General features: G+C 65.5%; 12 protein-coding genes, 1 tRNA gene and 3 pseudogenes. 10 read left to right on the top strand and 6 right to left on the bottom strand.

Features of this window, described 5'->3' with window-relative positions; all coding sequences use genetic code 11:
• The first annotated feature begins 29 nt into the window (after positions 1–29).
• Entirely contained in the window at positions 30–317 is a 288-nt protein-coding gene (locus D2E22_RS00835) for a DUF3017 domain-containing protein (RefSeq protein WP_126031229.1), read from the top strand.
• Here the strand turns inward: D2E22_RS00835 and D2E22_RS00830 are convergent.
• Positions 279–1,304 carry an MIP/aquaporin family protein gene (locus tag D2E22_RS00830; RefSeq protein ID WP_126031228.1) on the bottom strand — a complete coding sequence of 342 codons (1,026 nt, stop codon included), beginning with the start codon at positions 1,302–1,304 and terminating at the stop codon, positions 279–281. The genes D2E22_RS00835 and D2E22_RS00830 overlap by 39 nt on opposite strands.
• Before the next feature lie 158 nt (positions 1,305–1,462).
• Between D2E22_RS00830 and D2E22_RS00825 the strand changes: the two genes are divergently transcribed.
• Positions 1,463–2,236, top strand: a complete 774-nt coding sequence (locus tag D2E22_RS00825; RefSeq protein ID WP_126031227.1) for a pseudouridine synthase — start codon at positions 1,463–1,465, stop codon at positions 2,234–2,236.
• On the top strand, positions 2,233–4,374 hold the full coding sequence (gene der, locus D2E22_RS00820) for a bifunctional cytidylate kinase/GTPase Der (protein WP_126031226.1): 2,142 nt from the start codon (positions 2,233–2,235) through the stop codon (positions 4,372–4,374). The genes D2E22_RS00825 and der overlap by 4 nt, the downstream gene beginning before the upstream one ends.
• Positions 4,375–4,473: 99 nt before the next feature.
• On the opposite strand, the gene D2E22_RS00815 is transcribed toward der, so the two are convergent.
• Positions 4,474–4,547: transfer RNA gene (locus D2E22_RS00815), tRNA-Pro, on the bottom strand.
• 285 nt (positions 4,548–4,832) lie between these two features.
• Between D2E22_RS00815 and D2E22_RS00810 the strand changes: the two genes are divergently transcribed.
• From D2E22_RS00810 to D2E22_RS00785, 7 genes and pseudogenes are all read left to right on the top strand, one after another.
• Complete coding sequence (locus tag D2E22_RS00810) at positions 4,833–6,260, top strand: UTP--glucose-1-phosphate uridylyltransferase (RefSeq protein WP_126031225.1); 1,428 nt, start codon at positions 4,833–4,835, stop codon at positions 6,258–6,260.
• A 146-nt stretch (positions 6,261–6,406) separates the two neighbouring features.
• A pseudogene (locus D2E22_RS10940) lies at positions 6,407–7,183 on the top strand (helix-turn-helix transcriptional regulator); the annotation flags it as partial.
• Positions 7,184–7,240: 57 nt separating this feature from the next.
• Positions 7,241–8,332 (top strand): annotated as a pseudogene (locus tag D2E22_RS10935) (helix-turn-helix transcriptional regulator); the annotation flags it as partial.
• 11 nt (positions 8,333–8,343) lie between these two features.
• Positions 8,344–8,661, top strand: a complete 318-nt coding sequence (locus D2E22_RS00800) for a hypothetical protein (protein ID WP_126031223.1) — start codon at positions 8,344–8,346, stop codon at positions 8,659–8,661.
• Positions 8,662–8,779: 118 nt separating this feature from the next.
• Entirely contained in the window at positions 8,780–11,383 is a 2,604-nt protein-coding gene (locus D2E22_RS00795) for a DEAD/DEAH box helicase (protein WP_126031222.1), read from the top strand.
• A gap of 70 nt (positions 11,384–11,453) precedes the next feature.
• Positions 11,454–11,801, top strand: a complete 348-nt coding sequence (locus tag D2E22_RS00790; protein WP_126031221.1) for an RNA polymerase-binding protein RbpA — start codon at positions 11,454–11,456, stop codon at positions 11,799–11,801.
• 20 nt (positions 11,802–11,821) lie between these two features.
• Entirely contained in the window at positions 11,822–12,544 is a 723-nt protein-coding gene (locus D2E22_RS00785) for an HAD hydrolase-like protein (protein WP_126031503.1), read from the top strand.
• A 462-nt stretch (positions 12,545–13,006) separates the two neighbouring features.
• Here the strand turns inward: D2E22_RS00785 and D2E22_RS00780 are convergent, their stop codons facing one another.
• The 4 genes and pseudogenes from D2E22_RS00780 to D2E22_RS00765 form a co-directional block, all read right to left on the bottom strand.
• Positions 13,007–13,378 (bottom strand): FluC/FEX family fluoride channel, encoded by a 372-nt coding sequence (locus D2E22_RS00780; protein ID WP_241218126.1) that lies wholly within the window; start codon positions 13,376–13,378, stop codon positions 13,007–13,009.
• 78 nt (positions 13,379–13,456) lie between these two features.
• Entirely contained in the window at positions 13,457–13,918 is a 462-nt protein-coding gene (locus tag D2E22_RS00775) for a hypothetical protein (protein WP_126031219.1), read from the bottom strand.
• Positions 13,919–14,037: 119 nt separating this feature from the next.
• Positions 14,038–14,601: pseudogene (locus D2E22_RS00770) on the bottom strand (MerR family transcriptional regulator); the annotation flags it as partial.
• 97 nt (positions 14,602–14,698) lie between these two features.
• The gene (locus D2E22_RS00765; RefSeq protein WP_126031218.1) at positions 14,699–15,139 is read right to left on the bottom strand and encodes an FHA domain-containing protein; all 441 of its coding nucleotides are present in this window, start codon (positions 15,137–15,139) and stop codon (positions 14,699–14,701) included.
• Between the last annotated feature and the right edge of the window lies 1 nt (position 15,140).

Here is a 15,140-nt window from a genome sequence, read left to right as displayed (position 1 = left end):
CCGACCGCCGACCGCCAAGGAGCCTTACGATGAACGCGCATCATCCGCATGTCTCGGAGCAACATGAAGGCAGCCCGTGGTTCGAATGGTGCGTCGCCGGCCTCGTCGTCGCCGCCACGGTGCTCGCGATAATGGGGGAGCCGATGGTCGCCACGGCCATCGTGTCCGTGACTGCCATCGGCTCCGGTGTGGTGCGACTGATCTATCGGGAACGCAGTCCCTGGAAGGTCAGGTCGGTCTCCTTCGATGCCGTGTGCGGCATCGGCTTCGGCGTCGTGCTAACGCTGCTGTACCTCGCCATTCGCTTCATCCGCTGAGTCGGCGTCATCCGGGGTCTGTGACGCTTCGGGCGTCGCCGGCCCGGCGGCCTCGCCCTGCTCCTCATAGACCACGGCGGCATCGCCGTCGAGGTCGGTGTGGTCGGCCTCGTCGTCCTGCACCATCGCGGCCTCTGCCACGTCGACGTCCATCTCGTCGCCGTTGGCCGCGCGCGAATGCGCGAGCTGCGCGACGATCATGACGAGCGCGACGATGGCGGCGGCGAGGATCGCGGTCACCCAGAACACCCACAGCTGCGAAAGCGGATTGACCGTGTTGGCGCCCTCCTCATGCTGCGCGAAGACGGCGATGCCGGTGGCGCGCATCGGGTTGATCGACGCGCCGGTGACCGGGGCGGCCATCGCGGCGGCGGCGGCATAGGCGACGCCCATCGTGACGGCGGCGGAGCGCGTCGCGCGCCCGTTGCGCTTGAGCGTCGTCATCGCGGCGGCCACGACGATGACCGACGCGATCAGCTCGACGACGATCGCCATCGTGACGCCGTAAGTCAGCCCGTACGGGCTCATGCTCGCATACATCAGGCTGTTCACGTCGTAGCCGTTGATCGCCATCATCGTCCACTGCGACTTGTTCACCGTCTCCGAGCTCGGGATGAGGAAGAAGAAGAGCGCGCCGGCGACGAGGCCGCCGAGCACCTGCGCGATGATGTAGAACACGCCGTCGCGCACGCGGGTCTTCGACGTGAGCATCGCCGCGACGGTGACGGCCGGGTTGAACTGCGCGCCGGAGATGCGCGCGAAGACCGACGTCATCGCGCCGTAGATGACGCCGATCGCCACGACGGTGAACGCGAGGTTGAGCCCGAAGTTCACCACGCCGAACGAACTCGCCATGTAGATCGAGAAGCAGATGAGCAGGCTGCCGGCGAATTCGGCGCCGAGGCGGGCCCAAATGCTGTGTCCGTCGTTCTGCACGGCGGCGCCCTCGCGGACCTCGACCGTGGAATCGTTATCAACAGCAGTCATAGATATATTCCTTTGCGGTACTTGAAGCCATGGTGAAGACCATGGCTGGGCCGTCGTTGTCCGGCGGCCACGCTGTACAATACTAGACAGTGGTCCTGCCGTCGCCTTCGGGCGCGCGGGACGACGCCATCAACACAAACGGCCACGTTGGGAGAACGATGCCACACGCATATAGTCAAGCAAGGAAATCACACACCGAGGAACACGACGGAATACGGTTGCAGAAACTGCTCGCGCAGGCGGGCTTCGGCTCTCGTCGCAAATGCGAGGAGATGATCGTCGACGGCCGCGTCGAGGTCGATGGCGAACTCGTCACCGAGCTCGGCACGAGGGTCGACCCCAAGTCGCAGCAGGTGCGCGTGGACGGATCGCGCATCCGCCTCAACCCGCGCCACGTCACACTCGCGCTCAACAAGCCGAGGAAGGTGCTCAGCGCGATGGAGGACCCGAAGGGACGCTACACGCTGCGCGACATCGTCGGCGACAAGTACGAGCGCATCTTCCATATGGGACGCCTCGACTACGATTCCGAGGGCCTCATCCTGATGACGAACGACGGCGAGCTCAGCCAGCACGTCATGCACCCGAAGTACGAGGTCGAGAAGACCTACATCGCCACGCTTGAGGGACGCATGAGCGGCAACGTCTGCCGGCGTCTCGTGCGCACCGGCGTGCAGCTCGACGACGGATGGATCAAGCTCGACCACTGCTCGATCATCGACCAGAGCCGTGAGCAGACGATCGTCAAGGTCACGCTCCATTCGGGCAAGAACCGCATCGTGCGCCGCATCTTCGGTGCGATCGGTTTCCCGGTCAAGCGCCTCGTGCGCACGCAGATCGGCCCGATCAAGCTCGGCGACCTCAAGCCCGGCTCCTACCGCGTGCTGTCGGCCACCGAGGTCCGTTCGCTCTCCAAGGAGGTGGGCCTGTGATCACCGTCGCCATCGACGGCCCCGCCGGCGTCGGCAAGTCCTCGACGTCCAAGGCGCTTGCGAAGTACTACGGCTTCGCCTATCTCGACACGGGCGCGATGTACCGCGCCGCGGCCTGGTGGGTGCTTGAACAGGGCATCGACCTCGACGACGCCGACCTCGACGAGCGCGAGGTCACCGAGACGGTCGCCGCGCTGTTCACCGAGGGCCACTTCGACATCAGCGTCGATCCGGACGCGCCGAACGATGCGCGCGTGTTCTGCGACGGGCGCAACATCAGCGAGCAGATCCGCTCGAGCGAGATCAGCGCGCGGGTCTCGCGCGTCTCGTCGATCATCCCGGTGCGGCACATCCTCGTCGCCGCCCAGCGTGCGTACATCGCCGCCGAAGGCGTCGAGGACGGCTTCTCGCATGGCCTGGGCATCGTCGCGGAGGGGCGTGACATCACCGACGTCGTCGCGCCGCACGCCGAGGTGCGCGTGCTGCTCACGGCGCGCGAGGACGTGCGCCAGGCGCGCCGCGCCCATCAGGCCGCCGACGGCGCCGCCGGCGCCGAGAACGTCGCCGCGCGCGACGCCGCCGACTCCAAGGTGACGAACTTCACCGTCGCCGAGGACGGCGTCACGACGATCGACAACTCCGACCTCGACTTCGAGCAGACGCTCGACCTGCTCGTCGGGCTCGTCGATGACGCCATCGAGGAGCGCGAGTACGCCGAGTACGCGAGCAACCTCGAGGGATACGAGCTCGACGAGGGCGACGAGGCGCTCATCGACGGCTCCGCGTTCACGGCGGGCGAACGGACGGCGCGGCGCAAGGAGGTCGGCGTGCTGGCGGTCATCGGCCGGCCGAACGTCGGCAAGTCGACGCTCGTCAACCGCATCCTCGGCCGTCGCGCCGCCGTCGTCGAGGACACGCCCGGCGTCACACGCGACCGCGTCAGCTACGACGCCGAATGGGCCGGCACGGACTTCAAGCTCGTCGACACCGGAGGCTGGGAGGCCGACGTCGAGGGCATCGACTCGGCAATCGCCTCGCAGGCGCAGATCGCCGTCGAGCTCGCCGACGCCGTCGTCTTCGTCGTCGACGGCCAGACCGGGCTGACGCAGACCGACGAACGCATCGTCAGGATGCTGCGTTCGGCGGGCAAACCCGTCGTCGTCGCCGTGAACAAGGTCGATGACCAGGCCGGAGAATACATGGCCGCCGAGTTCTGGAAGCTCGGACTGGGCGAACCGTATCCGATCTCCGCGATGCACGGCAGGGGAGTGGGCGACCTGCTCGACGCGGCGCTCGAGGCGCTGCGCGGCGCAGAACGCACCTCCGGCTTCCTCACGCCGTCGCATCTGCGCCGCGTCGCGCTCGTCGGCAAGCCGAACGTCGGCAAGTCGTCGCTGCTCAACCAGCTCGCGCATGAGGAGCGCTCAGTCGTCAACGATCTGGCCGGCACGACGCGCGACCCGGTCGACGAGATCGTCACGATCGACGGCGAGGACTACCTCTTCATCGACACGGCCGGCATCAAGCGCCGACAGCACAAGCTCTCCGGCGCCGAATACTATTCGTCGCTGCGCACGCAGGCCGCGATCGAACGCGCCGAACTCGCGCTCGTGCTCTTCGACGCGTCGGTACCGATCTCCGACCAGGACCTCAAGGTCATGAGCTCCGCAGTGGACGCGGGCCGCGCCGTCGTGCTCGTGTTCAACAAATGGGACCTCATGGACGAGTTCGACCGCCAGCGCATGGAGCGTCTGTGGAAGACCGAGTTCGACCGCGTGACCTGGGCGCAACGCGTCAACCTCTCGGCGAAGACCGGATGGCACACGAACCGCCTGTCGCGCGCGATGACGCAGGCGCTCGAGTCGTGGGACAAGCGTATACCGACCGGCAAGCTCAACGCCTTCCTCGGCAAGGTCCAGGCCGCCCACCCGCATCCGCTGCGCGGCGGCAAGCAGCCGCGCATCCTGTTCGCGACGCAGGCCTCGAGCCGGCCGCCGCGCTTCGTCGTCTTCGCCACCGGCTTCCTCGAGCACGGCTACCGCCGCTTCCTCGAACGCCAGCTGCGCGAGGAGTTCGGATTCGAGGGATCGCCGATCCAGATCTCCGTCAACATCCGGGAGAAGAAGCGCCGCAAGTGATGCGATGACATATGTGGGAGGCAGGGCGTGTGCCTGGCCTCCCACATATGCGGTGTATACGAAAATCCCCGGGGCGTTCGCCGACCCGGGGATCAATCGTCGGACCAGCGGGATTTGAACCCGCGACCCCTTGACCCCCAGTCAAGTGCGCTACCAAACTGCGCTATGGTCCGAACGGTGCGTCCTGCACCGAAGAGACAATGTAGCACAACCTCGGCGACAACGCCAAATCGGCCGGCGCGGCGTTGCACGTCCGGCCCCGTTCGGCAATCCCGTCAATCATCGTATTATCACCACGGAAACCCCGTCTCAAACCGCAACGAAACGAAGATAATGTGAATTGCTACGCGCTCAATTAGACAGATTGAAGGTAAGGTCGCTACACTGAGACACGGCATTGCGCACGGAGGCACCGACACCGGCAGTGCGCGCAACCGAGAAAGGGACTGGTCATCACCATGGTCGATGTTTTCGAGCGCTCCGCGCATAAGATGCGGTCACAGGGCATGAGCGACACCGCGATAGCCCAGTTCGAGCATCTCTACGACGTCTGGGCGAATGAGGAGGATACGAGCTACATCCACGAGTCCGACGTCGAACCGATCACCGATGTCCCGAACTTCCATGACGTCTACGAGACGATCAACCACGACAAGGCCGTCGACGCCTTCGCCAAGACGGCGTTCCTCAAGCTCAACGGCGGCCTCGGCACGTCGATGGGCCTCGACTACGCGAAGTCGCTGCTGCCTGTGCGTCGCCACAAGGCGCGCCCGATGCGGTTCCTCGACATCATCCTCGGCCAGGTCTGCACGGCGCGCACGCGTCTAGGCGTCGAACTGCCGCTGACCTTCATGAACTCGTTCCGCACGTCGAAGGACACGATGGACGCGATCGCGAAGAACCACCACTTCGCGCAGGAGGGCGTGCCCGTCGAGATCGTCCAGCACGTCGAGCCCAAGATCGACCCGTCTACCGGCGAACCGGTGCAATGGCCGGCGAACCCCGACCTCGAATGGTGCCCGCCGGGGCACGGCGACCTGTATTCGACGCTCTACGAGTCCGGGCTGCTCGCCATCCTCGAGGAGCGCGGGTTCCGCTACCTGTTCATCTCAAACTCGGACAACCTCGGCGCGCGCCCGTCGCGCACGCTCGCGCAACATTTCGAGAACACCGGCGCGCCGATCATGATCGAGGTGGCGCGACGCACCGAGGCCGACCGCAAGGGGGGCCACATCGTTCGCGACCGCGTCACCGGACGTCTGATGCTGCGCGAGATGACGCAGGTGGATCCGCGCGACCGCAGCGCCGCGATGGACATCCACAAGCATCCGTTCTTCAACACGAACAACATCTGGGTGCGCATCGACATGCTGCGCAAGCTGCTCGACGACCACGACGGCGTGCTGCCGCTGCCGGTCATCCGCAACCACAAGACCGTCGACCCCACCGATCCGGCGTCGACGAAGGTCATCCAGCTCGAGACGGCGATGGGCGCCGCGGTGAACCTGTTCAACGGCGCCATCTGCGTGCAGGTGGACCGCATGCGCTTCCTGCCGGTCAAGACGACCGACGACCTGTTCATCATGCGTTCCGACCGCTTCCATCTGACCGATTCCTACGAAATGGAGGACGGCGACTACCATTTCCCGAACGTCGAGCTCGACAAGCGCTACTACAAGAACATCCAGGACTTCGAGGAGCGTTTCCCCTACGGCGTGCCGTCGATCGCCGCAGCCGCGTCGTTCCGCGTCGAGGGCGACTGGACCTTCGGGCGCAACGTCAGCCTGTTCGGCGACGCGCGCCTCACGGATTCGGGGCGTCCCAGCTATGTGCCGAACGGCGAATTCGTCGGCCCCCAAGGCGTCGAACCGGACGAATGGCTGTGATCCGCATTTGTTCGCAGACCAAGAAAATCAGAGTTTTTTCGAGAAATCGACCATCTCGGCCGAAAAAGCCTATATCATAGGAGAGGGTGTACGGCATCCCACCGATGCCCACACCTACGAAAAACTTTAATGATACGTGAGGACCAATGGCTGAGGGTAGTAACGGTAGGCGCCGCTTCTCCGACAAGTGGGGCAAACACGAGCTCGATGTTCTGGCAGTTCTGTCATCCGCCTTCCCGCAATGGCTGACATCGCGGCAGATCGCACAGCGTGTGAAGGCCTACGCCGATTCGTACGGCGAACTGGCCGATCAGGCGGCGAAGGCGGCGTTCGCCAAGCAGTTCCAGCGCGACCGGGCCAAGCTCGCCGCGATGGGCATCGCGATCGAGTCGCGGCAACCCGAATACTCATCCAAGTCCGAAGGCCAGGACTTCGCGTCCTACCGTCTGCAGCTCGGCGACGAGCCGCGCATCCGTCTGCGTTTCCGCCCCGAGGACCTGCCGGTGCTCGCCGCCGCGAACTATCTGGCGCGTTCGATGTCGATGTCCTCGATGCCGGCCCATACGCAACCGGCGCACGCCTCGCGCACCGCGCCGCGCGTGCCCCAGACGCCGATTCCCGGCCTCGGCCTCGATTCGATCGCCCCGGGTCTCGGCACCCAGCACATCCCGGAGAACCTGGTCAGGGAGGTCGACTCGCGTCGCTTCGCCGCGACCGTCGCCGTCGACGGCGAGCACATCAACGTCGCCTACAGCGATTCGGACGATCTGGCCATGTTCGTCCTCGAACACCCCAATTCGTCGGTCGTCAGCCCGCCCGAGGCCGTCGCGGCCTTCCACCGCCGTCTCAACGCGGCGACGCAATTCCAGCTCGCAGACGATTCCGCCAACCCGATGAGCGCGAAGGTCCGCGCCCATTCGATCGAATCGGCCGAACCGGATGAGGACGAGGGGTCCCAGAGCGCGAAGGCGCACAAGAAGAACGCGTTCCAGACCGGCAGCGAGGTCGATCGCCGCCTGCGCCTGATGCTGTTCCTGTCCGCGCATCTGGGCGAGGAGTACTCGTTGCCCGAACTCGCCGAACGTTTCATCGGCAGGCCGAAGAACGACGACGAGATGAAGAAGTACGTCAACACGATCCACAAGGACATCAACACGCTGACGACGGTCTCCGACGACGGCGAGATGGCGGGCAGCCAGTTCTTCGACATCGACTGGTCGCTGCTCGACGCGGAGGGCATCGTCTCGGCGACGAACTCGCTCGGCCTCGAACGCCTCGCCGGCATCTCGCCGCAGTACATGAGCATGCTCACCGCCTCGGTCAACTACCTGGCCCATGCGCAGCTGCTGCCCGAGGACCAGCGCGAGCAGGCGCGCGACCTGTATGGGCGCCTCGTCAAGTACGTCGCACCGGGGGAGACGCCCTGGCTGAGCCTGACCGGATACGAGCTCGAACCGCGCTGCTTCGACGCCGTCAAGCTCGCGATCAAGGACCATGCACTGCTCAATATGGAATACCGCGACGGTTCGGGCCGCGTCATGCGCCGCCTCGTCGCCCCGTCGAAGATCTACGTCGACGAGGGCGTCTACTACGCGGCGATGTGGACGGACGTCGAACAGTACGCACCGGACGACCTCAAGCCGCTCGTGCGCAAGGACATGACGCTCAACAAGGAGACCGGCGAGCCCCGCATCTGGCAGGTGCTGCGCGTCGCGCGCATCGAGGAGGCGAGCGTCGTCACGCCGACGAAGCCTCTCGACATCCCGAAGGTCTCCGTCTCCGACCTGCGCAAGTGGATCATCGACACGGCCACCCCAGCCGTGTTCATCACCGACCAGCCGCATCTCGACTTCATCAAGACGCTCGCCGACGCGGACGTCGAACCGTGCGGGGAAGGCGAGAAGGTGCATCTGTTCGTGCAGTCCGATTCCTGGTTCGTCGCCTTCTGCATCGCCCACGCCCGCCATATCATCGCCGTCGCCCCGGAGACGCTGCGCACGATGATGATCGCCCGCGCCGAACGCGAACTCAGCCTCTCCGATCAGGTCATCGAGACCGAGCGGGAACAGTAGGAAGGACGCCCATGCCCTGGTGGATCTGGCTCATCCTCGCGCTCTTCATGCTTGCGATGCTCGTCGCCGGCGTCATCTATGCGGCCGTGCACGCGATGCGCGCATCGAAGGTCGTCGGCGCCGTCGCCGCCGACGTCACCGCGCGCATCGACGAGATGAACGCGCCGCAGGACGGGGGGAGCATCCCCCGACGCGCGATCTTCACCGAACCGCTCGCCGTCGCCGCCGACCGCTACGCGGACGCCCATGCCGGCGTCATCGAACGCAGGGAGAGGCGGCGCGACCGCCATGCGGCCGTCTGGCGGCGCTGGTCGCGATTCAACGACTGAAAGGTCGCGTGACGGCGGGAGCCCATCCTGCCGTCACGCGACGGCATATTACCCGGCCGCGGGCGTTCCGGCATGGATACGCCCGCGGCCATCGACATCAACGGATGAAGGTTCCATCATGGCACGACATCACAGGCACACCGCACATCGTTGCGAACAGGACGCGCAGGGGCGGGAGCTGAGCCCGTCTGAGCGTTACGCGCGTTTCACCGAGGCGCGTCAGCGGCGACGTTCGGTGGCGCGGCGCTTCGCCGACTCGTTGCCCTTCGACCTCGACGGATTCCAGATGGATGCGAATGAGGCGCTCGAGGAGGGGTCGAACGTGCTCGTCGCGGCGCCGACTGGCGCCGGCAAGACCGTCGTCGCCGACTTCGCCGTCTACCTCGCCCAGGAGCAGAACGCGAAGGCCTTCTACACGACGCCGATCAAGGCGCTGAGCAACCAGAAATACCATGACCTCGTCGCCCTCTACGGGCCGCAGAAGGTGGGTCTGCTCACCGGAGACACCTCGATCAACTCGGAGGCGGACATCGTCGTCATGACGACCGAGGTGCTGCGCAACATGCTGTACGAGCATTCGACGACGCTCGAGGCGCTGCGTTATGTCGTGCTCGACGAGGTGCACTACCTCGCCGACCGCTTCCGCGGACCCGTCTGGGAGGAGGTCATCATCCACCTGCCGTCGTCGGTGCGGATCGTCGGCCTGTCTGCGACCGTCTCGAACGTCGAGGACTTCGCCGACTGGATCGCCTCGGTGCGCGGCGAGACGAAGCTCGTCATCTCCGAACACCGTCCGGTGCCGCTCGACCAGTACGTCCTCGTGCAGCGCGACCCGCGCACCGAGCCTGAGCTGCTCGACCTGTACCGGCGCGACGACCGAGGCGAGGCGACGACGAAGCCGAACGCAAGGCTGACGGCGAAGCTCGATGAGTTCGACCGGCGCGAGCTGCGGCGCAAGGGCGCTGAAGGCCATGACCGGCGCCGCGGCGGGGGCCGCCATGGACGACCGGACGGCAGGGGCCGCACCGGCCGCGTCGAACGCTACCATCCGCGCCGCTGGGCCGTCGTCGACGAGCTCAACTTCCTGCGGATGCTGCCGGCGATCTATTTCATCTTCTCACGCAACGGATGCGACGAGGCCGTCGAGCAGTGCCTCGACGCCGGACTGCGCCTGACGACCGACGAGGAGGCGCGCCGCATCGACGTCATCGTCGACGAGATGATCGAAGGCCAGCTCACGCGTGACGATTTGAAGACGCTGCGGTTCGCGCAGTTCCGCCATGCGCTCGAGGAGGGCTTCGCCCCGCATCACGCGGGCATGATCGCACTGTTCAAGCAGATCGTCGAACGGCTCTTCGAGGAGGGTCTGATCAAGGTCGTGTTCGCGACCGAGACGCTCGCGCTGGGCATCAACATGCCGGCGCGCAGCGTCATCATCGAGAAGCTCGAGAAATACGACGGCACCGGCATCGTCGGCCTGACGCCGGGGGAGTACACGCAGCTCACCGGCCGCGCGGGCCGCCGCGGCATCGACACGATCGGCAACGCGATCGTCGTCGACCATCGCGGCTTCAAGCCCGAGACGGCGGTCGCGCTGTCGAGCAAGCGCGTCTACCCGCTGCACTCGAGTTTCAAGCCCACGTTCAACATGGCCGTCAACCTGCTCAACGGCAGCGACTACGAGACGGCACGCGACACGCTCGACCATTCCTTCGCGCAGTGGGAGGCGAACGCGTCCGCCTGGCAGATCGAGGCGCGCATGGAGGCGCTCGAGAAGGCTATCGCCGGCTACGAGGACGCGATGGCCTGCGAGCACGGCGACTTCACCGAGCTGCTGCGGATCCGCATGCAGTTGAGCGACCTGCAGAAGAACGAGCGGCGTCGGCTCAAGCACGAGGTCTTCCGCGACAACGCCGAGAAGTCGCGAGCCTTCCGCCGTCTCGACGCGAGGATCGCCGCGCTCAAGGAACGCGAGCACGACCATCCGTGCAAGGCGTGCCCCGATTTCGCTCAGCACATGAAGTGGGGCAACCGCTGGATCCGCGAGACCCGTGAGCTCACGCGGCTGCGCGACCGCTACGATTCGCGCACCGGCTCCGTGGCGCGTCAGTTCGACCGCATCTGCACGATCCTCGAGAGGCTCGGCTATCTGGAACGCGCCGACGAGGACGGCGTACGCGACTACCGCCTGACCGAGCACGGCCAGCTGCTGCGCCGCCTGTACTCGGAACGCGATCTCGTGCTCGCCCAGGCGATCACCTCGGGCGCACTCGACGGGCTCGCCGCCGCGCAGCTCGCCGCGATCATCTCGTCGCTCCTGTATGAGGCGCGCCGTGGCGAAGGGGGAGAGCCCCGCCGCTATCCGGGCGGACCCCACGGACTCGTCGCGCAGCGCGCCCGCGAGCTCGCCGAGCTCGACGACCAGGTGCTCATGCTGTGCGAGGACCTCGGCGTCACGAACTACCTGCAGCCGCTCGACTTCGGCATCGTCGACATCGTCTACGACTGGGCGCGAGGCGACAGCCTCTCCGAGGTGCTCGAGCATACCGAACTCACCGCCGGCGACTTCGTGCGCAATGCGAAGCGGCTTGCCGACGTGCTCCAGCAGATCGCCGTCGCCGAACCGTACATGGGCGCCGAACATGCGGAGCTCGCGGCGCGCGCGCATGAGGCCTACGACGCCGTCAACCGCGGCATCGTCGCCTATTCGGGCGTCGACTGATGGAATAAAGCCCACGTCCGAGCTGTTTTGTAGCGTGGAACCACTGAACCGTCTTCTGGGAGGAACATAAATGGCTGAACGCAGTCTGCGCGGCATGAGCATCGGCGCGAAATCGCTGGAGTCGGACACGAACGTCGATTTCGCCGCGCGCACCGAGGTGGCATATGTCTGCCCGCGCGGCCATCGTACGATCCTGCCGTTCGCGGAAGGCGCCGATTTCCCGAACGAATGGGAGTGCCGCTGCGGCGCAACCGCGCATCGCGAGGACGACAATGACGGCGAGTCCGATGAAATCACGAAGCCGACGCGCACCCATTGGGACATGCTGCTAGAACGCCGCAGCGAGGACGAGCTAAAGGCGCTGCTCGAGAAGCGTCTCGAGATGCACCGTGACGGCTGGATTCCGGACTACGAGTGACCAAAGGGGAGCGATTGACGATGACGACCATCCATCATCCGCTGCGGGCCGTGCTGCTTGATCTGGACGGCACGCTGACGAAATCCGATCCGGGCATCCTCGCCTGCGTGAAGAAGGCCTATCAAGCCGTCGGCGTCCCGGAGCCGACGCCCGCGCAGCTGCAGCGTTTCATCGGGCCGGCGATCTTCGAATCGATGTCCAAGTACGGCATCCCGGACGACAAGCTCGACGAGGCGGTGCGCGTCTACCGGCGCTACTACGGCGACGAGGCGGTCTTCGATGATCCGAACGAACCGGGCAACAAGGTTCCCGGACGGCTCTACAACACCGTGTATCCGGGCATTCCGGAACAACTCAGGACCTTGCGCGAACGCGGCTATTTCCTTGCGATCGCGACGGCGAAGCCTGAATACCAGGCCATCCCGATCTGCGACCATTTCCAGCTGACCGGTCTCGTCGACGCCATCTACGGGGCGAGCAAGGACAACTCACGCACCGACAAGGACCAGGTCATCCGTTACGCCTTCGAGAACATGGGTTACGATCCGGATGCCGGCGACCGCGCGTTGATGGTCGGGGACCGGTGGACCGACGTGGACGGCGCGAAGGCGTGCGGCATCGACTGCCTCGGCTGCGGCTGGGGCTACGCCGAGCCCGGCGAACTCGTCGAGCACGGCGCCTACCGTGTCATCGATGCCGTCAATGAGCTGAGCGGTGCGGTCGAGGAATATTTCAACGACTGACATCATCCATGCCATATGCCGGCGGATTTGTTTGTTTACCAAACAAATCCGCCGGTTTTTTTAATGCAATGATGCCGACGATTAATAGGAACCGGATGATATGCGATCCGGATATCCGAAAAAGAGCCGACGGAAATAATAAGGGTTTTCGTCGAACGATGCTCGGATGATGCAGACGACGGTGATGCCGTATGCGCATGGCGGGCGTGTTCGGACTTGCATCATGGCGGACGGCGCCGCGACGGAGCCGTCCCACGCGGGATGCGTTGCGACGATGGGACGCCAGCGCGGCCGGGCGGCATATGCGGGGCGGGATGAGGGACCATCCATATATTTCCGATAATGTACGTTATGTCAGATTAGGTATATCAGGTCCGGCCATATCCGGTCCGCAACGACCGATCCTCCGAATGGATTGCGATGCCCTGCATGCATCTTCGCCGGAGGCCAAAGGGATCGTGCTCATGCGTCATCCCGCGGAGTGCGGATCATATGGAGCCCGGCGACGTAGAGCGCCATGCCACCGGCGAGCAATACAAGTATGATGTCAAGGGCCAGCATCGGCGAGGTCGCGAACAGCTGCACCGTGTCGCCGCAGAAGGTCGAGAAGGTCGTCAGTCCCCCGCGCAGCCCGGTCATGACCAACGCCTGCAATTGAGGCGCGACGGGGCCGTGCGCCGTCCATCCGATCATCAGGCCGAGCACGAATGATCCGACGATGTTCACGGCGAGCGTGCCGACCGGGATACGGCCCGCGCCGCGGTTGAGCATCGAGGATGTCCATACGCGCAGCACGCCGCCGATGAGCGCACCGACCGCGACGGCCGGAACCATCGCCCACACTTCCCCATCCTCCCTGTTTGCCGCTCCGACGCCGCAGCGGCATGATCATGTCCTTGCGAGACAGGACGCTCACACCAACGTGCTCGGCCAGTCGTCCTCGTCTTTGTCCTCCTCGTCGTGGGCCTTCGACATGCCGCCGACGGCCGCATGCGGGTCGGTGGCATCGGCCGCGATCCCCTGCTCTGCCGTATTCCGCGCCTCCTGGGCGATCATCGCGCGACGCGCCTGCATGTACATCAGGAACAGTTCGAGCATGATAACGCTGATCGCGATGACCGCCGACGGCCATCCGAGCTTTGCATACAGCGCGCGCGCATGCGCGCCGATCGCGTCGCGGTGCTGCAGATAGATCGGATACGGCAGCGCGACGAGGACGAGCGTGGTGAAATGCGCGCCGATGACGGCCCAGCTGACCGGACGGACCTTGAGGTTCTCGCCGTCGTGGTAGTGGCTACGCACGATCGTGACCGCGCACACGGCCAATGCGCTGACCACGCCGATGATCCATATGATGGCCGGCACCGCGTTCATGCCGCTCCCCTTTCGTCGTCGTTCGTCATGTCGTCCTGCGCGCCGCCCTCGGCGTCCTTCCTGCGGCGCAGCGTTTCCTCGAGCGTCTGGTTCGCGTACCGTTCGACGAAACGCGCATGTTCCGCTCGGCGTCGTTCGAGCCGTTCGCGCATCGAGCGCGCGGCGAGGTCGTCGATCGGCCGTGTACTGCGCCGGCGCACGACGCCGGTCACATCCGTGTAGTCGGCGTGTTCGAGCGCCGCCTCGACTCTCGTCCACAGCGCGCCCACCGACACGCAGAACACGGCGTCGCCGTCCTGAAGCGCCTGCGCGATCTGTTCGCCGTCAGAGCATTCCTCGACATGCTGCCCGTCGCACAGGATCGTCAGATGGCGCAGGCGCTCGGGCGGTTGCGCGATGAGGAACTCGATCGCCGACGTCGCGTTCTGCAGGTTCACGCCGATGTCGAGCAGCCTCTTCGAGACGGCGAGGATGACGACGTCGTCGAAGGAGTACAGGCGCCTCGTGCCCGAACCGCTCGACGGTGCGATCGACGGGACGACGATGCGTTTGCGCGCCCAGTAGTCGAGCTGGCGGTAGGTGATGCCGGCCACCTGCGACGCGACGGTGCCGCGGTAGCCGCGGATCGTGGCGTCGAGGCCCTCGTCGGGGAACAACTCCCCCTGCACCATCGTGTCGTCCATGTCAATGAGCGGCACATCCACGTAGCACGGCGCATCGAGCTGTCCCGCGGACGCGCCGCTGCCTCGTTGCCGGGTCATGGATCGCTACGGCCGTCCGTCAGTGCTGGCGGATCGCCGAATTCGTGAAGTAGACGAGACGGAACTTGCCGATCATGATCTCGTCGCCGTCCTTGAGGACGGCGTGATCGACGCGCTCCCGATTGACGTAGGTGCCGTTGAGGCTTCCGGCGTCCACCACCTCGTACTTGCCGTCGATGCGACGGAACACGGCATGCGAGCGGGACACCGTCGAATCGTCGAGCAGGATGTCGGCGCGCGGGTCGCGTCCCACCGTCACCTCATCCTCGTCGAGCAGATAGCGCGACCCGGACAACGCGCCGCGCGTCGCGATGAGCAGCGCGGTGTTGTCGGAAAGCCGCGTGATCGTCTCGAGGTCCTCCTGCGTGAGCGGACGGTCGCCGGACGTGGTGATGGGGATCTGGATGGCAGGGAGACCGATGATCGTCGTCTCGCCCGCACCTGGAATCGGTTCTGTCATA

This window comes from Bifidobacterium castoris, from assembly GCF_003952025.1.
In the GTDB taxonomy this organism is placed as follows: Bacteria; Actinomycetota; Actinomycetes; order Actinomycetales; family Bifidobacteriaceae; genus Bifidobacterium; species Bifidobacterium castoris.
This window is presented reverse-complemented; position numbering and strand designations above follow the sequence as displayed.